The organism is Pseudomonas sp. WS 5010 (assembly GCF_012985565.1).
In the GTDB taxonomy this organism is placed as follows: Bacteria; Pseudomonadota; Gammaproteobacteria; order Pseudomonadales; family Pseudomonadaceae; genus Aquipseudomonas.
Genome location: NZ_JAAQWQ010000003.1, coordinates 562,737 through 580,780, shown reverse-complemented (window position 1 = coordinate 580,780; position 18,044 = coordinate 562,737). Strand labels below are relative to the sequence as shown.

The 18,044-nt window shown below is 63.1% G+C and carries 12 protein-coding genes; 4 read left to right on the top strand and 8 right to left on the bottom strand.

All coding sequences use genetic code 11. From position 1 onward, the window contains the following. The first annotated feature begins 350 nt into the window (after positions 1-350). Both HBO11_RS11515 and HBO11_RS11510 read left to right on the top strand, forming a co-directional pair. Complete coding sequence (locus HBO11_RS11515; protein WP_169954482.1) at positions 351-3,482, top strand: transglycosylase domain-containing protein; 3,132 nt, start codon at positions 351-353, stop codon at positions 3,480-3,482. Between the two features lie 118 nt (positions 3,483-3,600). Next, positions 3,601-8,613, top strand: a complete 5,013-nt coding sequence (locus HBO11_RS11510) for an NEL-type E3 ubiquitin ligase domain-containing protein (RefSeq protein ID WP_170058884.1) — start codon at positions 3,601-3,603, stop codon at positions 8,611-8,613. On the opposite strand, the gene HBO11_RS11505 is transcribed toward HBO11_RS11510, so the two are convergent. The 6 genes from HBO11_RS11505 to HBO11_RS11480 form a co-directional block, all read right to left on the bottom strand. Then, a complete protein-coding gene (locus HBO11_RS11505) occupies positions 8,603-9,346 on the bottom strand; it encodes a molecular chaperone (protein WP_169954484.1) in 744 nt (247 codons plus the stop codon). The two genes, HBO11_RS11510 and HBO11_RS11505, sit on opposite strands and share 11 nt — an antisense overlap. A 14-nt stretch (positions 9,347-9,360) precedes the next feature. Further along, positions 9,361-9,888 (bottom strand): CS1 type fimbrial major subunit, encoded by a 528-nt coding sequence (locus HBO11_RS11500; RefSeq protein ID WP_169954485.1) that lies wholly within the window; start codon positions 9,886-9,888, stop codon positions 9,361-9,363. Continuing rightward, complete coding sequence (locus HBO11_RS11495; RefSeq protein ID WP_169954486.1) at positions 9,888-10,625, bottom strand: molecular chaperone; 738 nt, start codon at positions 10,623-10,625, stop codon at positions 9,888-9,890. The genes HBO11_RS11500 and HBO11_RS11495 overlap by 1 nt, the downstream gene beginning before the upstream one ends. 15 nt (positions 10,626-10,640) lie before the next feature. After that, positions 10,641-11,900 (bottom strand): hypothetical protein, encoded by a 1,260-nt coding sequence (locus tag HBO11_RS11490; RefSeq protein ID WP_262376935.1) that lies wholly within the window; start codon positions 11,898-11,900, stop codon positions 10,641-10,643. 5 nt (positions 11,901-11,905) lie between these two features. Then, entirely contained in the window at positions 11,906-14,431 is a 2,526-nt protein-coding gene (locus HBO11_RS11485; protein ID WP_169954487.1) for a TcfC E-set like domain-containing protein, read from the bottom strand. A gap of 119 nt (positions 14,432-14,550) precedes the next feature. Further along, a complete protein-coding gene (locus tag HBO11_RS11480) occupies positions 14,551-15,045 on the bottom strand; it encodes a CS1 type fimbrial major subunit (protein WP_169954488.1) in 495 nt (164 codons plus the stop codon). Positions 15,046-15,567: 522 nt separating this feature from the next. Between HBO11_RS11480 and HBO11_RS11475 the strand changes: the two genes are divergently transcribed. Both HBO11_RS11475 and HBO11_RS11470 read left to right on the top strand, forming a co-directional pair. Then, entirely contained in the window at positions 15,568-16,140 is a 573-nt protein-coding gene (locus HBO11_RS11475; protein ID WP_169954489.1) for a PadR family transcriptional regulator, read from the top strand. After that, positions 16,137-16,904, top strand: coding sequence for a siderophore-interacting protein (locus HBO11_RS11470; protein ID WP_169954490.1), 768 nt, complete (start codon positions 16,137-16,139; stop codon positions 16,902-16,904). Before HBO11_RS11475 ends, HBO11_RS11470 begins: the two co-directional genes overlap by 4 nt. 45 nt (positions 16,905-16,949) lie before the next feature. On the opposite strand, the gene HBO11_RS11465 is transcribed toward HBO11_RS11470, so the two are convergent. Both HBO11_RS11465 and HBO11_RS11460 read right to left on the bottom strand, forming a co-directional pair. Then, complete coding sequence (locus HBO11_RS11465; RefSeq protein ID WP_170041803.1) at positions 16,950-17,576, bottom strand: Pr6Pr family membrane protein; 627 nt, start codon at positions 17,574-17,576, stop codon at positions 16,950-16,952. A 4-nt stretch (positions 17,577-17,580) separates the two neighbouring features. Then, positions 17,581-17,814, bottom strand: a complete 234-nt coding sequence (locus tag HBO11_RS11460) for a VF530 family protein (RefSeq protein ID WP_057438302.1) — start codon at positions 17,812-17,814, stop codon at positions 17,581-17,583. Between the last annotated feature and the right edge of the window lie 230 nt (positions 17,815-18,044).

The window sequence follows — 18,044 nt, the reverse complement described above, 5'->3', positions numbered from 1 at the left end:
TTCTCCCTGGAAAACGGCGGCGAGTATTGCACAGCATGGGTGCAGCGTCATGCCCCTACCCTGGTCGCATTTACCAATCGCAAAGGCTCTAGAACGGCACTTCGCCCTCAGGCCAGGGCGGCGCGTCAAAGAACAGCTCGCGCGCCATGCGCAAGTGGATTTCGCCGCGATGAATCGCCAGGGTCTGCGTCATGCGCCCGCTCTGTCCGGCCTGGATGCTGCGAAAGGCCGCGCCCGCTGCCGTCGGTGGTAGTCGGTCATCGCCGGCGCAGACAAATTCCTTGCGTGGACCAATCAGCGACTACGCTTGAAACAAGTCCGATCAATCTGCGTGAATGGATCAATCGACTATGGGTGTTTTATGGCAAACCGATTCGACCCAGGCTGCGGTGCCAACCGACAGTGCGGATGAACCGCCTTTGCCACAAAAAAACCGCCCACGCCGCTTCGGCTGGCGCATGTTCTGGCTGTTGCTGGTGATGCTGCTGATCGGCCTGGCCTATGCCGCGTCCCGGGAAATGCGCACCTCCAAGTGGCAGGCCCGGGAATTCAGCCGGATCGCCGCCACCCTCAGTTACCAGGTGCAGCCCGGCCCGAGCGCGGCGATTGTCTACCCCGGCGCCGGCCCCTTCGACAAACGCCTGGGCTACAGTGCCCTGAGTGATTTTCTGCCACGCCTGCTCAAGCGCAATTACCTGATCCAGAGCCAGGCGCAGTTCTCCCAGGCCTTGCTCGACTACAGCCGCCAGGGGCTGTTTGTGCCCTATGACGAGAAGATCCAGGCAGGCCTGTCGATCAGCGATTGCCGCGCCGAGCCGCTGTACCAGTTCAGCTACCCGCAGCAGTTCTATCCGACCTTTGCCGCGATCCCGCCGGTGGTGGTCAACAGCCTGCTGTTTATCGAGAACCGCGAGCTGCTCGACCCCGCCCAGCCCCAGGCCAACCCCGCCGTGGACTGGCCGCGTTTTGCCAAGGCCGCCTGGTCGCAGGTGGCCCGGCTGCTGCACCTGCCGGGCCAGACTGCAGGCGGCAGCACCCTGGCCACGCAGTTGGAGAAATATCGCCACTCGCCCGACGGGCTGACACTGTCGGGTGGCGAGAAGATCCGCCAGATGATTTCCGCCAGCGTGCGCACCTACCTGGACGGCCCCCAGACGCTGGTAGCGCGCCAGGCGATCGTGCGCGATTACCTCAACAGCGTGCCGCTGTCGGCGGTGCCCGGGCATGGTGAAGTGCATGGTATGGCCGAAGGCTTGCGGGTCTGGTACGGCGCCGACTTCAACCGGACCAACAGCCTGCTGGCCAGTGACGACCCCAAGGATCTTGCGCAAAAAGGCCTGGCCCTGCGTGAAGTGCTGTCGCTGACCATCGCCCAGCGCCGTCCTTCCCACTACCTGTCAAAGGGCCGCGACGAGCTGGCCAGCCTCACCGACAGCCATATCCGCCTGCTGGCGCAGAACGCGGTGATCGATCCGGCCTTGGCCAGCGCCGCACTGGCCAGCCAGGTCACTTACCGCAACTGGCAGCAGCAACCGACCCTGCAGCCCATAGAAACCAACAAGGGCATCAGTGTCGCGCGCAGCCGCCTGGCCGCCCTGCTCGATCGCCCGCTGTACGACCTCGACCGCCTCGACCTGGCCGCCACCAGCACCCTGCAAAGCGATCTGCAAAGCCAGGCCACCGCGTACCTCAAGCAATTGGCCGACCCGGCCTTCGCCGGCCAGCTCGGTCTGCTCGGGCCGCGTCTGCTGACCCCCGCCAGCACGGCCCAGGTGCGCTATAGCTTCACCCTCTACGAAATGACCGCCGACGGCGCCCGGGTGCGGGTGCAGACCGACAACACCGACCAGCCCTTCGATATCAATGAAAGCAGCAAGCTGGAACTGGGCTCCACCGCCAAGCTGCGGGTGCTGACCACCTACCTGCAAATCATCAGCGAACTGCACCAACGCTATGCCGACCAGAGCCCGGCGGCGCTGAAAAAAGTCGCCATCGACGAGCAGGACCGCCTGACACGCTGGGCCGTGGATTACCTGGCGCAGAACAGTGACCGCAACCTGCCGACGATGCTCGCCGCAGCCCTGGACCGGCACTACTCCGCCAGCCCCGGCGAAAGTTTTTTCACAGGGGGCGGCCTGCATCACTTCCATAACTTTCGCAACGAAGACAACGGCCGCAACCCGACCTTGCGCGAGGCGCTACGCGAGTCGATCAACCTGCCATTTATCCGCCTGATGCGCGACCTGGTGCGCTACAGCACCTACCAGGGCGCCAACAACAGCGCCGAACTGCTCAAGGACGACAGCGACCCGCGCCGCCAGGAATACCTGGCCAAATTCGCCGATCGCGAGGGCACCACCTTTTTGCTGCGGTTCTGGAAAAAGTACCGTAACAAGGACACCCAGGCGCGCCTCGACACCTTTCTCGACAGCCTGCACCCCACCGCCATCCGCCTGGCCGCCGTACACCGCTACCTGTTGCCGCAGGCCAGCCAGCAAAGTTTCAACAGTTTTGTGCGCGCCCACCTCAATGACCCCACGGCCCGCGCCAAACTCAGCGACGAACGCCTGGCCAACCTCTACCAGAACTACGGCCCCGGTGCCTACGACTTGCCGGACCAGGGCTATATCGCCAAGGTCCATCCCCTGGACCTGTGGTTGCTCGGCTACCTGCTGCAACACCCCGACGCCACCTTCACCCAGGCGGTGGCGGCCAGCACGCACGAGCGCCAGGAGGTCTACAGCTGGCTGTTCAAGAGCCGGCACAAGAGCGCGCGGGACAGCCGCATCCGCACCATGCTGGAGATCGAGGCCTTCCTGGATATCCACCAGCGCTGGCAACAGGTGGGCTACCCGTTCGACCATCTGGTACCGTCCCTCGCCACCGCCATCGGCAGTTCCGGCGATCGCCCGGCCGCGCTCGCCGAACTGGTGGGGATTATTCTCAACGACGGTATCCGCCAGCCGACACTGCGCATCGACAGCCTGCACTTTGCCGCCGGCACGCCTTACGACACACGCCTGGTCAACGACCCCGAGCGCGGCAAGCGGGTGATGCCCAGCGCCGTGGCCACGGCCCTGCGCGAGGCGCTGTCGCAAGTGGTGGATGCCGGTACCGCCAAGCGCGTGGCCGGCAGTTTCAAGCTGGCCGACGGCACACCACTGGCCATGGGTGGCAAGACTGGCACCGGCGACAACCGCATCGAAGCCATCGGGGCCGGCGGGCGCGTGCTCAGCTCCAAGGCCATCAACCGCACGGCGACGTTTGTGTTCTATATCGGCGAGCACCATTTCGGCACCTTGACCGCCTTCGTCCCCGGCGCCACGGCCCAGGGCTTCAGTTTCACCTCGGCCTTGCCGGTGCAGGTGCTCAAGGGCATGGCGCCGATCCTCACGCCTTATCTGCAACCGGGCAGCCACACCTTGTGTGCCCCCGCCTCAATGGCGCTGAACCAGGGCGGTAACCGGCTGTTTTCAAGGTGATGAATTTTGAACGGTTCGCCTGTGTAAGCGGCCTGTTGGACCCAGTATTCAAACTTATTCTCGGCCCCAGCCCAAAATAGACTGAAGCGCTTTCATGGCTCTTTTCAGGATCTGTTGCATGGCTGATTTACTCCCTTCCCCGCGCCCGGCCACGTTTCAAGGCCGGCACTACCCATTGCTTGAAAGTGCCTTGCCGCCGTGGCTGAAAACCACCGCCCCGCACCGCCTGGATGCCTTGCAGGCCGTCGGGCTCCAGGACCCGGCGCCCTACCCGAACGCCGCGCCGGCGCAGCACGCCAACCTGCGGCAGGCTATCGCCGGCCACTGGCAAGCCCTCAACACCCTGGATAAGCGCCTCCAGCCCCTCAATGATCTGTATGCCTACGCCGAGCGCATCCTGGGCGGCGCGCTAAGCGCCGACTATGGTCCGATTGATGTGCGCAACACCTATGTGCGCCTGTATGTCAAAGCGTCGACAGCCTGGTGGGTACATGACTTCAAGTCAGGCGTCACCAGCCATACGCTGTCGCTGCTGGATGCGGCGCTGCATAACTTTGCCGCCACCGACAGCTTTGTCGACTATGCCTTCCTGTCTGGCGCCGATGCCCGTGGGCAGCAGCGCAGCCTGACCTTCAAGCACAAGACCCGCGGCACGCCCCTGACCGCCGAGGGTTTCAAGCAACTGTGCCGCGCACTGAACATCGGCGGGCACTACCGTGAACATCTGAAGATTGTCATGGGTGTCTACAACCCCACGGTGGCCCGCGACCTGCGCCGCCAGGTGATCGCCCAGCACCAAGCCGCGTTGAAGGCCGCCGCCCACCTGGCCCTGGTCAAGGGCGACCTGGCCCAGGATGCCTGTGACGAAGTGCTCGCGCTGATCGCTGGCAACACCGCCCTGCGCCTGGATGGCCAGGTGCTTGCCGGCCACACCCTGGACCTGATGAACACGCGCCTGACCGGCATCCTGCTGTTCTGCGCCACACCCCACTCGGCGGCGCGGGTGATTGCCTATGTGCCGGACGACCCCGCGCACCCCCTCAAGCAATACCCCACGCCCCTGGCCTTCATTCGCGAACTGACCCGCCAGTTGCGTGACAGCGAACGCTATCAGGTGTTCTTCAGCCGCTTTGTCGACCATGATCAGCGCGGCTTTTTTTTCGCCAACCTCAATACCCGCCTGAGCCGGGTACAGTGGCGCGCCAAAGCCGCGACCGATAGCCAACCGACCTGGCAAGACACGCCCCTGGACCATCCCCACCTGCAATTCCATGTGCAGCCCATTGCCGACGACTACCAGAACCGCGCGCATTCAAGCGGCAACAATGACCTGTGGCACTACCGTTACCGGGTGCACCTGAACAAGGTGCTCAATGACGCCCAGGACATTGCCGTCTCGACCAGCCGCGTCGACCGCCTGGCCCGCCAGGCCTGGTGGGACAACCTGGGGCGAATCCTCGGCGATATCCTCAACGCCGCCCTGCAAGTGCTCACCCCGTTTGTGCCGGGGCTGGGGGAAGTGATGCTCGCCTACACCGCCTATCAGCTCACCGACCAGGTGTTCGAGGGGGTGCTCGACTGGGCCCAGGGCCGAGGCACAGAGGCGGCGCAGCATTTGATCGGGGTGGCCCAGGGCCTGGTGCAGTTCGGCCTGTTCGCCGCCGGCATCCAGGTGGCGGCGCCGCTGCGCCTCAAGCTGTCGGCGTTTGTCGAAGGGCTCACGCCAGTGACGCTCGCCGACGGCCGCCGGCGCCTATGGAACCCGGACCTGGCGCCCTATGTCGCCGACCCGGGCGCACCCGCAGATCAACCGTTAATGCGCCACGAGGGTGCGCAGTATCAGGTGCAACACGGGCGCATCGTCCACCCGCGCCGCGCGGATGCCTACCGGCCCCACGTGCATCGGCGCGGCAATGGCATCGTGGTGCATGAAGCCGAGCAGCCGCAAACCTGGGACAGCTCCACCCTGATGCGCCGCCTCGGGCCCAGGGCCGAGGCTTTCAGCGCCGCGCAACTGGAGCAGATCCGCCGCACCAGTGGCTGCGATGACGACCAGTTGCGCAGCCTGTACCTGCATGAGCAGCCTCTGCCGCCGTTGCTGGCCGACACCCTGAACCGCTTCGAGGCCTACGCCAGCGCACAACAGGCCAGCGCGCAGATCCGCGCAGGCATGCCCCTGGCTCCAGACTCCGCCTGGTTCGAGCAAACCGTCACCGAACTGGAGGGCTGGCCCCAGGACAAGGCCCTGCAAGTGTTCCTCAGCGCCAGCCTGAGCGGCGATTCGCACCGCTACGGTAACCTCGCTGCGGCGCCTGCCGACACCCTGCGCCTGAGTGTGGCGCAAGTCATGTCCGGCCAGTTGCCGGAACAGGTACTGGCTTTTCTCGATGAGCCGCAAACCCGTGCCCTGCTCGGCGCCCAGGTGCCCAAGGCCCAGCAAGTGCAACACCTGCGCGAGCAACTGGCGGCCTACGTCACCCGCCAGGCGCCAGAGATCGGCCAGTACGCCCATCATCTGCGCGAGCTGTCCGATGAGCCGGGTGTCCGCCTGCTGCGCGAGCATTTCGCGCAGATGGATTCGAGCGTGGCGCGGGCCTTGCTCGCCACTGCCGATGAAGCCGAGCGCAACCTGATGGCGACCCAGGGGCGCCTGCCGCTGCGCCTGAAAAACCTCGCCCGCGAATTGCACTTCAGCGCCGGCACCAGCCACGCCTATGAAGGTTTCTACTTCCCCTGGCGCCAGAGTATCGACAGCGAACGCATGCTGCTCGGCACCCTCAAACGCCACAGCGATTGGTTTGCCGACCTGCACCTGCAAATCCGCGAGCACAGCGCAGATGGCCGGCTGCGCTGCGAGGCAGGGCCGGCCAACGCCAGTACCCGGCGCATCCTGGTCAGGAAAGACCACCTGGGCTACGAAGTGCGCGATGCCGAGCACCGCAAGCTGCATGACCTCGACACCCTGTACGAAGCCCTGCTGCACGCCGCCCCCCTCGACAGCCGCCGGGCCCTGGGCCTTGGCCCCGGCCAGGGCGAAGGTTTGCGGCATTGGCTGCTGACCACCCTTGAGCCTCTGGCCGAACGCCGCGCCGCCCTGGCCCAACTGCCGGTCCCACGCCACGCCGACCCGCAAACGCTGAAGCTGCTCGGCAAACCCATACCCGTGCGCACTGCGGTACTCAGAAGTGCAGACGCGTTGATCCTGAACGCCTTGAAGACAGTCTTTGCGCACCAGAGCGAAGCGCGCATCCTGGCCTTTATGGACAAGGTCGGCCACGAGCAGATCGGCTCCCGGGTCAACCAGTTAATCGTTGAGCATTACCGTCTGGACGGCGATCTGGCGCACTGGTCGCGCCAGCCGGGGCATCATCCGCCCGCCATGGAACGGGAGTTGCGCAGTTTCATTCAGGGGCAAGTTCTCGAATGCTGGCAGGACCAGATCCGCGCCGCCACCGAGCCCCTCGGCTCGCGCCTGGACCTCAGCGGCGTGACACTGCCCGATACGCTGCCGCCGTTGCGCGCCGACTTCAGCCATGTCACGGAGCTGAACCTGATCCGCAGTCAGTTCGGCCCGGCCCACGGCCAGTTCCTGCAGCACTTCCCGCAACTGTCGGCCCTGTATCTGGCAGAGAACCCGCTGACCCGCCTGCCTGAGGCAATCCGCGAGCTGCGCCACCTGGAAGACCTCGACCTGGCCGGGTGCCCGCTGACGTTGCCGGTCGAAGACATCACCCGCCTGAAAAACCTGCGCTACCTGCGGCGCCTCAAGCTCAACAACACCCGCGCCCAGCAAGCGCCGGACATCGGGCGCATGCGCGACCTGATACACCTGGACCTCAGCCACAGCCCAATCAAGCGCTGGCCCGAGGGGCTGTTCGAGGTGCCGCGACCGGCGCCGTTTTTCTTGAACCTGCAAGGCACCGCGATCACCCGCCTGCCCGCGGTGGCCCTGGGCAGTCGCGAAGCCGCGCTGGTGGCCCGCACCTACCTCAACCGCTCGGCGCTGGACGCCCTGCAACGCGAACAGTTCAAAGCCTACCGCGCGTCGGTCGGCCTGGACCCGGAGCGCACCTATGAACCTCGCGGCGATTGCACGCCGTGGCTGAACTACCTGTCGCCGGCCGCCCGGGAAGAAGCCCGGCAAGTCTGGGACGCGCTGGAGCACGAACATGGCTCCCAGGGTTTGTTCGAGGTGCTCAAGGCCCTGGAGCAGCCGGAGGTGTTCCAGACCCCGCAAGATCAACAACGCTACGCCGCCAACCACCGCCAGTTGACGCAACAGGTGTGGCTCTTGCTGCAAGCGGCGGTGGTCGACACGCCGCTGCGCAAACGGTTGTTCGAGATGGCCAGCTTCCCCAGCAACTGCCCGGATGCGGGGACGCAGATTTTCAATGAACTGGGGGTCGAGGTGCTGCTCTACCAGATCGAGCACCAGGCGCAGACGCCAGAGGCGCATGAACTGCAACTGGCCACCCTGATCAGGGGCCGGGCGCGCCTGCAACAGCTCAACGATGTGATCCGCACCGATGTGCAACAACGCCTGGCGCCGGTCGCCGAGGGCGGCCTGGGCCTGCGGTTTCTCACCGAAGTGGTCGACGGCGTGGCCGGTCAGGTCGATGAGGTAGAAATCTACCTGGCCTACCAGACCGCACTTGCCGTGCGCCTGGACCTGCCGTGGATCGCCGAGCATATGCTGTACCGCAGCACCGCCCGGGTCAGCGCCGCGCAGATTGACGCGGCCTATGCCCGGGTGCAGGAGCTGGGAAACGGCGACGGTCTGGTCAACCGCATGCTGCTGGACCCGCACTGGCGCGCCTGGCTGCAAAAACGCTATGCCGGCCAATACGCCGAACAGCAGCAGTGGCTCAGGACCCAGCATGAGCAGTTGCTTGATCTGCAAGAGATGTGGGAACAGGTGCCGCAGAAAGTACCGTTACCCGCACAGATCGTTGCCCTGGCCAAGGCGCAGGGCATGACCGAGTCGAACCTGGCAGACCCGCTGAAATTCCAAGCTGCCTGCGAAAAACGTGAGGAGGAACTGGGCTACAACGCCGAGGAGTGGATGCGCCAGCGCACCCGCACCGCGTTGATGGCGGCGCGAGAGCTGCGTAATCGCCGGGCTAGCCGCTGATTTCAATCACCCTTTCGGCCGCGCCTTCCACCAGGAAAAACCGATAGATCCGCCCGGCCTGTTTGTCGAAGCTGAACACCCGGCCAGGGAAGATGTGGTTCTTGGTCACGGGCGCGCAGTCCAGGCGATCGGCCACGGCGCAGTCCTTGAACTCGTCTACCACCACCACGGTGTTACCGGCGTTGCGCAAGGTGTAGCGCTGGCCACCGTTCTCGACACGGGTGTCGAAGCGGCTCTGGCTGGGGCGTACGAAGAACACCGTGCCGTAGCCGGACATCACCCGCACCCCGCCCGCCAGCGAGGCCTCATAGGCGGCGCGTTCTTCGTCGCTGACACCGAATTCGTCGTCCTTCTCCGGCGCCACCGGCAGGTAGCGCACGCGGAAGTAACGCTCGCGGTCGCGCTCGCCCATAAACAGCAGGCGCGTGCTCTGCATGGCGTTGGCCGGCACGATCAGGCGCGCCGGGCTGGCCATCAGGCCATCGCGTACCAGGCCAGTGCCGGCCTGGTCCTTGAGCGGCACTTCGTCATAGCTGCCGTCGGGTTTGTAGAGCATTTCGGTGATGTCGACCTTGACGAACGCGGTGCTGGTGCCGCCATTGAACACGCGCTTGAGGTAAGTGTTCTTGTCGCCGTTCATGTAGTCGTAGAAGTCACCGACATTGATCGCCGGTCCCGCCTGGGCATTCAGCGACCACAGGCACATTCCCAGTGCTGCAAACAGGTATTTCATAAGCACCTCATTGATTACGGGCGCAGCGCGTCGAAGATCAGATGCACACTGCCAAAATAGTCGCCGGCCACATAACCGTCCTCGGGCTCGACGGCGGAAATTTCCAGCTGCACACGTTTGCCGGCCCGCGCTTGCTCGGCAGAGACCACTTGGGTATCGGTCAAATCCAGCAACTGGCCGTTGAACTCGACATTGAGCAGGATCAGGCGCCGGCCATTGGACAGGGTCGGCAACTGGCCCAGGCGCGCGACAATGCCGCCACCGCTGTTCTTCACGTCGAACTGTTCGCGCAGCGGCTTGAGCGTGCGGGTCACCAGGTTCCAGGTCATTTCCTGCTGGCGCTCAAGGAACGCGGGGCGGATCGGCAGCACATAAAAGTCTGCGGTGGGAATGCTCACCGTGACGTCAAACACCTGTTCTTCGCGAATCGCCAGGGCCTGGGTACTGAGCAGGGCCACGGCGAGCAGCAGCAGGGTTGCCGTCAGCACCTTGCACAATTTGCCCGAGCGGCGCGGGGGTTCGGGGGCGCGTTGAATGATCATCAGCCTTTGACCTCGTAGTGTTTTTTCGCGCGGCCCTCGACCAGCGTAAAGCGGTAGGTACGCCCGGCCTCTTTGGCAAAGCTGAAGCTGCGCCCCGGCAGGATGTGGTTCTTGGTCACGGGCAGGCACTCCTGGGTCTGGCCAGTGGGGCAGTCCTTGAACTGATCCACCACCACCACGCTGTTGCCGTCGTTGTGCAGGCCATAGGCGTCGTTGCGCTCATCGACACGGGTGGCGAAGCGGCTGTGTTTGGGCCGCACGAAAAACACCGTGCCAAACCCGGCCAGTACCGTGACCCCGGCCGACAGGCTATTTTTGTAGGTCTCGCGCTCTTCACTGGACACCACAAAGCCGTCTTCGGGCTCTGGCATCACCGGCACAAAACGCAGGCGGAAATAACGCTCCTTGTCGCGCTGGCCGAGGTACAGCAGGCGCGTGCCCTGCATGCCGTTGGCCGGTACGATCAGCCGCGCCGGGGTCGCCACCAAGCCGTCACGGGCGGTGTTTTCGGGGTTGCTTTTAAGTTCGACTTCTTCGGAAGTGCCGTCGGCGTTGTAGACAATCTCCATCACCGACACCTTGATAAACGCCGTGCTGTCGCCGCTGTTGAACACCCGCTTGAGGTAGGTGCTCTTGTCCTCAGCCAGGTAGTCGTAGAACACGCCGACATTGATGTTCGGCGCGCCCATCGACAGCGGCAGCCAGCAGAGCGTGCACAGCGCCAACAGATATTTCATACCCATACACCTCATTTAAAGCTCCGAATCCCAGACCACCGTGACCTGGCCCGCATAGGTGGTGCCGCCACGCTCCAGCATCTGGTCGGCGTACTCTTTCTTGACCTCGAAGTGCAACGTGCCGGGCCGGCGGTTGACGTAGAAAGTCGGTTGCAACATCTCGGTGCCGACGCCACTGAGCAACAGCGGTTGGCGGATCACCCCGGCGCCATCTTCACGGTTGAGGCCGTGGGGCAGGCTGACGGCGACATCCACCGGCACCTCGTGACCGTCGCTGGTGTTGCGCAAGGCACAGGTGTCGCCGATCACCCGCTCGCAGGTCATCTGCATTTTGAAGCGTGACGAGGCAGAGATATTGAAGGTCTGGTCGCGAAACAGCCGCGCCGGCTTGCGGCCCTGGTTGACCCAGGCTTGCCAGCCGCCCTGGGGCACCAACTCGACGCGGTTGCCGCCCGGCGGGACCTCCACCTGGAGTTGGTGCTGCACTTCTAGGTTGAAGTTGAAGGTCAATTGGTTGTCGGTGGGGATCAGCACATCACCAAAGTCATAGTCACCCCGTGGCCCCAGGGTGTAGGTCAGGCTGCCGGTGTACTCGCCACTGGACATACCCAAGGGGTTGGGCGTGCGGATCTCATAGGCGTACTCCATTTGGTAGATACGCATGTAGTCAAGGTCCTGGGACGGCTTGCGACTGCACACCCCGGCGCCTTCCGGGACGATCCAGAAGTAGGTCGCCGTTTGCCGACCCGCCGCAAGGTGGCCAGTACTGACGCAAGGGCTTGGGGCCCTGAGCCATTGAGTCGTCCAAAACACCCCCGGTTGGGCCCAGCCCGACACGCCCGGCGGATAGGAAACCTGCCACAGCCCACCGAAGCCGGCGATGCGCATCTGCACGGTCTCCACTTCCCCGGTGCGGGTGTGGGTGACTTGTGCATCACGCCAACTGGAGGGCACCTGCACCATAAAACCCTGGCGCTCATCTTCGTGGTTGGCCTGGATCGGCGCGTTGCTCAGGGCGTCGAACGCCGGGATCCGCAGGCTGAACAAGTTCAGCGCCTTGCACTGGCTGGGAATGTGCGACTGACAGATAGAACTGACCGGCGTGGTATTGCGAAACGTGTTCACAAAAGGGTTGCCAGGGTCCGGGGTAAATACCGCCGTGATGTCCTGGGTCAGGGCCAGCGCCGTGGAGCTGCACAACAGTGCTGCGCCCGCGGCCCCAAGCTGGGTGATCAAGGTGCTGATACGTCTCATGGTGCTAGGCAATCTCGTCATGACCCTCAACCTGCGGTCTGAGTGGTAAAGGTGGAATCGGCCAGGGTGTCCGGCGTGCAGCGCAGGTCGCCGATCATCAGCACGTCGTCGGCCTCCCGCGCGCCGCTGGTGTCGAGGCGGAACTGGCAGAGCAGGCGGTTATCGCGGCGCACTTCGAGGGTGGGCGAGCTGGCGTTCATTTCCAGGGAGAAGAACCCGTCGACCTCGCTCACCCCACGGCTGGCGTGGTTGATGATGTGATGGCCCTTGAGCGGCTTGCCCTCGGGGTCCACCAGGCGCCCGAGCACCGTGACACTGCGCATCACGCTGACCTTGCGGTAGTCCACGCCCCCCTTGTTCAGGTGGTAGGCAGCGCGCGGCGGCTGGATACTGGCCGCAGGCGCGTGGTTGCCGTCGAAGTCGAAGCTGACCGAGCTGCCCTTGTAGGCGGTGATCGGAATAAAGTTGCGCCCCGGACGCAGGACCGTGCTGCCACCGCTCAAGTCATCGGCGCGCAGGACGATGTCATCGACATCGGTTTCTACGTCGACAATCATTCCCGAGCCCGCGCCGGAGTATTGGCTGGTCAGCACCATCCGGTTGCCGCCTAAGGCGAAGGTGCTGTCCAGGTTCAGGCCACCGGTGAGGTCGTTGTTAAACGATGAGCGCTGGACAAAACCATCACCATTGACGCTGTCGGTCTGGAAGCTGGCCATGCCCGACAGGCCCACGCCATAGGTGTCGGCCAGCACCGTGCCCGAGACGCTTTGCAGCACGTGGTCTTGCAGGTCGCGGCGGTAGCTCAGCGAGGCATTGTTGTCACGTTCGCCCTCGCGGGAGGTGCGCGTGCCGATACTCGCCGCCCACTGCTCGCCTGGGCCGCCCAGGGCCAGGCTGACGCTCAGGTCGACCCCACGGTTACGCTTGTCGCCAGTGCTGGCACTGGCCGGGCGGTCGAACAGCGACAAGCGCCAGTTGGCGTCGCTGCCAAACAGATGGCTGCGTTCGTTCCAGCCCAGGTCCAGGCCGGTACCTTGCACATTGCCTTCGCTGTAGGACAGCCGCGCGCTGATGGAGCGCAGGTTGCTCAAGCGATGGCTGAGAGAGACCGACGACAGGCTGGTCTGGCCGACAAACACATCGCGCTGGCGAATGCGCGTACCGTCGGGCAGGGTTTCGTAGGTGTTGCGGGTATCCAGCCAACTGCGGGTGTGGCTGAACACCACGCTGCCCAGGCCGTAGTTATAGAGGCTGTTGAGGTCCACGCCGGTGCCGTAGTCATCGGTCTGGTAGACGTTGGCGTAGAGGCTGAAGTTATTGGCCAGGCTCCAGTCGATGGACGTGCCGTACTGCATGCTGTCCTTGACCTGGCGCCCGGACAGCCCAAGCACCACTCGTGGGTGCGCCAGGTAGTTGACCGAGGCTCCGGCGGTCAGGTCGCCGCTGGACTGGTTGTCCCAGTTGCTCAGCAGCTTGCTTTCCTGGCCGGCAAACACGTTATAGCGCCAGCGGTTGTCGAGGTTGCGCCAGTTGTTGGGCTTGTACACCAACTCCTGGGTGGTGTTGGTGACCTGGCCGTCTTCGAGCAGGCGCACTTCCACTTCATAGATCCCGCCGGGCAACGGCCGCGTATCCAGGCTTTGCAGGCCAGTGCCGACCGCCTGGGTGTTGATCAGCAGGCCGTTGCGGTAGATCTCCACCGAACCCTGGCGGTTGGCGGTGACGTAGATGGGGTAGATGCTCGGCTTGGGGTTGCTGATCATCAGGCTGTCGGAGCTGCCATACATCACGCCTACGGCGGTGTCGGGGCTGGCGCCGAAGGTTCGCAGTTGGCGGGTCAGGCCTTCGGCGTTGGGCGTGAAGTAACCCAGGCGCAGGAATTGCCCGTGCAATTCACGCTGGCCGTAGAGCGAGTACACCGCGTGGTTGAGGTCGTCATCATCCGGCCCGCCCAGGCGCGAGAACTGCATGTTCAAGACCTGGTTCCAGTTACCCAGGCTGCCGCTGGCATCCAGGCCCAGGCGTCCGCCGAGGTCCTGGCCCTGGCCGCCGCTGATATTGAGTTGGTTACGCACGATCAAGCCGCTGCTGCCTGCGGTGGGCAGGGTGTAGTACTGGGATTGGAGGCCATCGCGCTCGGCGTTCTCGGTCAGCAAGGTGACCAGGGACTTTTCCAGGTTGTAGTGCACTGCCAGCAATTGCTCCGGGCAATCAGTGGCGCAGGTGCCCAGGGACACGCCCTGCTTGAGGTAGTCACCCCAGCGGTCGCGGTCGATGTCCTTGATCACACTGCCTTCGTGGTCAGTGAAATCCAGCAGGGTCAGGCGGTCATCGCGGGTCAGGACGATCATCGCCTCGGACACAAACTCCTGGTCCAGTTCGACCCGTACCGCCAATGGCACATCAAAAAAATGTTCTTCAAAGTCCGCCGGTAAACCCTTGGCCTGGGACAGCAAACTTCTTGGGGTTGTGCCAGTTGCCGCGTCAGCTGCAAACGCCCCCGTACAAAACAACAAGGCAAGCGCTGCCGCGATGAGAATCATCGGGAACATGAACGGATACTCTGATTACGCTCAGGGGAAGACTTGAATACCGATCAACCGACAGCGGCTGCCTGTCGATCGGTAGAGGTCAAGCAACAAGCCAGGACTTATTGATCAACGCGCCGCGCTCAAGGGTTGGAGACGCGTGGCACGTGGTCGAACACCACGGTGAAGTCGGTGGTGAACAGGCCCGCATCGGTGTCGGCTGGCTTGGCAGCGGCGACCACCATGTCGGCCTGGGTGCCTGGGGTCGAGCTGGCGTCATCGACAACTTGCTGCGGGTTAGCGGTCAGAGTCACGCCGTTGAAGGTGGTGGTCAGGGGAATGGAGGAAGTGCCGTTAGTCAGGGAAGCCGGGCCACCCTGGATGTAGGCGTTGATCGAACCGTCGGTGTTTTTTACCGCATAAGTGGCCCGCAGCGAGCTCAACTGACCGGTGACGGTGTTGTAGGTCATGGTTTCGTCCTTACCGAAGTCCGGATCCAGCGGCTGGGCGTGGAACTGCTTGGTAGGAATCGAGGCCTTGATGTTGATCACGCTGGTGGCTTCACCGGCAGCAAACACGCTGGAGGAAGCGACGGCCAGCAAGGCCAGTGGCAGGGCGAGAGCAGTTTTTTTCAGCATCGTTAAATACCTGTTGGTGCTTTTTAAGTAAGTTAAAGATTCGAGTCGATCGAAACTTCACGCCGCGCAAAAAACCTAACTTTCAATGAAGAGGTCGAGTCCTAAGACGCAAGTAAATGATCAACCGAATTCAACTTCAGGTAAGCCAGCAAATTCCGTGTAACACGTAGTTTCCAGCCCTTATACACAGGCAGAAAAAAACCTTATTTCTCAATAAATCACGGACTAACTGTCATACATGGAAGACAACTGAAACCTGTTTAACTTACATACTGCAAACATCATTCCGTCAGAAATGTATTACATGCACCCGCACAACTAATCATCACTCGATTTAGAGCAAAGACTCCACGCCTTATTTAAGCCGAGAACTCGTTAGTTTGTAGTGGATATTGCAATTATTTGACGTGGCAGACCGGGTACCGCAGGCAGGAGTGCCAGCCTACCGTTCGTCAGAACACATTGCTCGATCCATAAGATATATCTTACGTTATGTCTTAGATAACCACAGAGAGCAGCACAATGAGAGACCATCATTCCCACCGTGAACCCGGTGACGGCCGCGACGGCTTCGAGAAACGCCCAGGCCGCGAGCGCGGTGGCCGAGGCCCGCGGGTCTTTGCCCCCGGCGACCTGAAAATCCTCCTGCCAGCGCTGATCGCCCAGCAGCCGTGCCACGGCTACGACCTGATCCGCCAGATCGAAGGGCTGTTCGACGGTGCCTACAGCCCCAGCCCCGGAGTGATCTACCCCACCCTGACCTTTCTCGAAGAGAGCGAATTGATCAGCGGCGACGCCGAGGGCGGGAAAAAACGCTACACAATCACCGACGCCGGACGTCTCTTCTTGAGCGAACAGAAAATTGCCCTGGACGGTGTGCGCATGCGCATCGACGTGAGCAAGCGTTCGCTGCGCGGCCATGACCGGCCACCAGAGATCCACGAGGCGGTGCATAACCTGCGCCATGCCTTGCAACTGCACCACGGGCGCTGGAGCCCGGCAGAAATCACGCGTGTCGCGGAGCTGCTCAACAGCACCGCCCAAGCCATTGTGGATGGCCCCGCCGTCCAACCTGTACAGGGGAAAAGTGAATGAACAAGCCCGTCATCCACCGCGTCACCCACGAGATTAAACGCCGCTGCCTGGACGTACTGCGGGTGGTCGATATCACCCCGCGCATGCGCCGCATCACCCTGGGTGGCGAGCAACTGGCCGGGTTTGTCAGCCTGGGCAGCGATGACCATATCAAGCTGCTGTTCCCGCAGAACGCCGCTGAACTGGCTGCGCTGCAAAGCCCGACCTTCGCCATCAAGGGCGAAGGCCCACAACCGGCGATGCGCGACTACACGCCACGGCGTTTCGACCTGGCCATTGGCGAGCTGGATATCGACTTTGTGCTGCATGGCGACGGCCCGGCGTCGACCTGGGCCGAACAGGCTGCCGTCGGCCAACACCTGTACATCGGCGGGCCACGGGGCTCGATGATCGTGCCGGATATCTTCGACAGCTACCTGCTGGTGGGCGACGAAACCGCGATCCCGGCCATTGCCCGACGCCTGGAAGAACTGCCGGCCGGGCGCACGGTGCTGGCGGTGATTGAAATTGCCGATGAGCATGAAAAGCAGGCGCTTGGCAGTGCGGCAAATGTCGAGGTGATCTGGGTGGTGCGCGGGGTCGATGACCTGCTGAGCACCGTGGAGAACCTGCAGCTACCGGGTGGATCGCTGTATGCCTGGGTCGCCACCGAGACCAAGCTGTCGCGCCAGGTTCGGCGGGTGCTGCTGGATAAACATCAGCTTAACGACGAGTTCGTCAAGGCGGTAGGCTACTGGCGGGCCGAGGGCAGCAGCGAAGAATAGGACTTACTCGGTCAAAATGTGGGAGTGGGCTTGCCCGCTCCCACATTAGTTCTTGGTTGCCCTGGGGAGCTTGTCCAGCCCTACTATCGCCAACGCCACCGCCACAAACCCCAGCAATATCCCCCCTGCATTCATAAACACCTGTGGATAACCCAAGGTGCCTACATCAATAAACGGGTACTGATACTGCCCCAGCACATGCCCGCGCAGCAGCACATAAACGAAATACACCAGCGGGTAAATCACCCAGTAGCCGATGTGCCCGAAGCGCAACGTGCCCTTGGGCACGCACCACCACCAATAGCCGAGGAACAGCAGCGGCATCACGTCGTGGAGCAGTTCGTCGGCGATGAACTGCCAGCCCTCGGGGCTCCACAAATGCCGCAGCAGCACACTATAGGCCAGCCCTACGACCACGATGCTCACGGTTACGCCGCTGCTGACCGCAGGCTGTAGGAAGAAACTGCGCCCGGCCGAAGGCCGACTCACCAGTGCATAACTCAGCACCACCGCCGCCAGGGTGTTGCTCAGCACCGTGAAGAAACTGAAGAAATTCACCAACCCGCCCAACAGGCTGGCATCGACCAGCCAGCGTGAGTAGAGGATCAAGTATTGCTGGATCGCCAGGCCTGCCCAACCGGCCAGCGCCGCTGCCGCCACATACCGCTTCATGGGATCAGTCCAGCGGGCGTTTGGTGCGCATTAGCTTGACGTACAGGCCTTCGACCTTCTCCCGCGCCCACGGGGTCTTGCGCAAGAAGGTGAGGCTGGACTTGATGCTCGGGTCGTTTTTGAAGCAGCGGATATCGATGCGCTCGGCCAGGCCTTCCCATTCGTAATGCGCCACCAGTGCGGTGAGCACCTGTTCCAGGGTAACGCCGTGCAGGGGGTTGTTGTTCGATGCGGTCATGCCGGGCCTTTGCCAAGTAAATAAAGAGGAAGCCGCGCACCTTAGCCGAGAGGCCAGGCAGGTGGAAGCATTGCCATGATTGTAGGCCCACTCCCGAACCAATGTAGGAGCAAGCTTGCTCGCGAAAAACGTAGGAGCACTGCGCGTATTCAGGCTGCCCGCGTCATCGTTGACGATCTTCGCGAGCAAGCTCGCTCCTACAGGGGTTTATGAAAAGTTCCGCTTCCCGG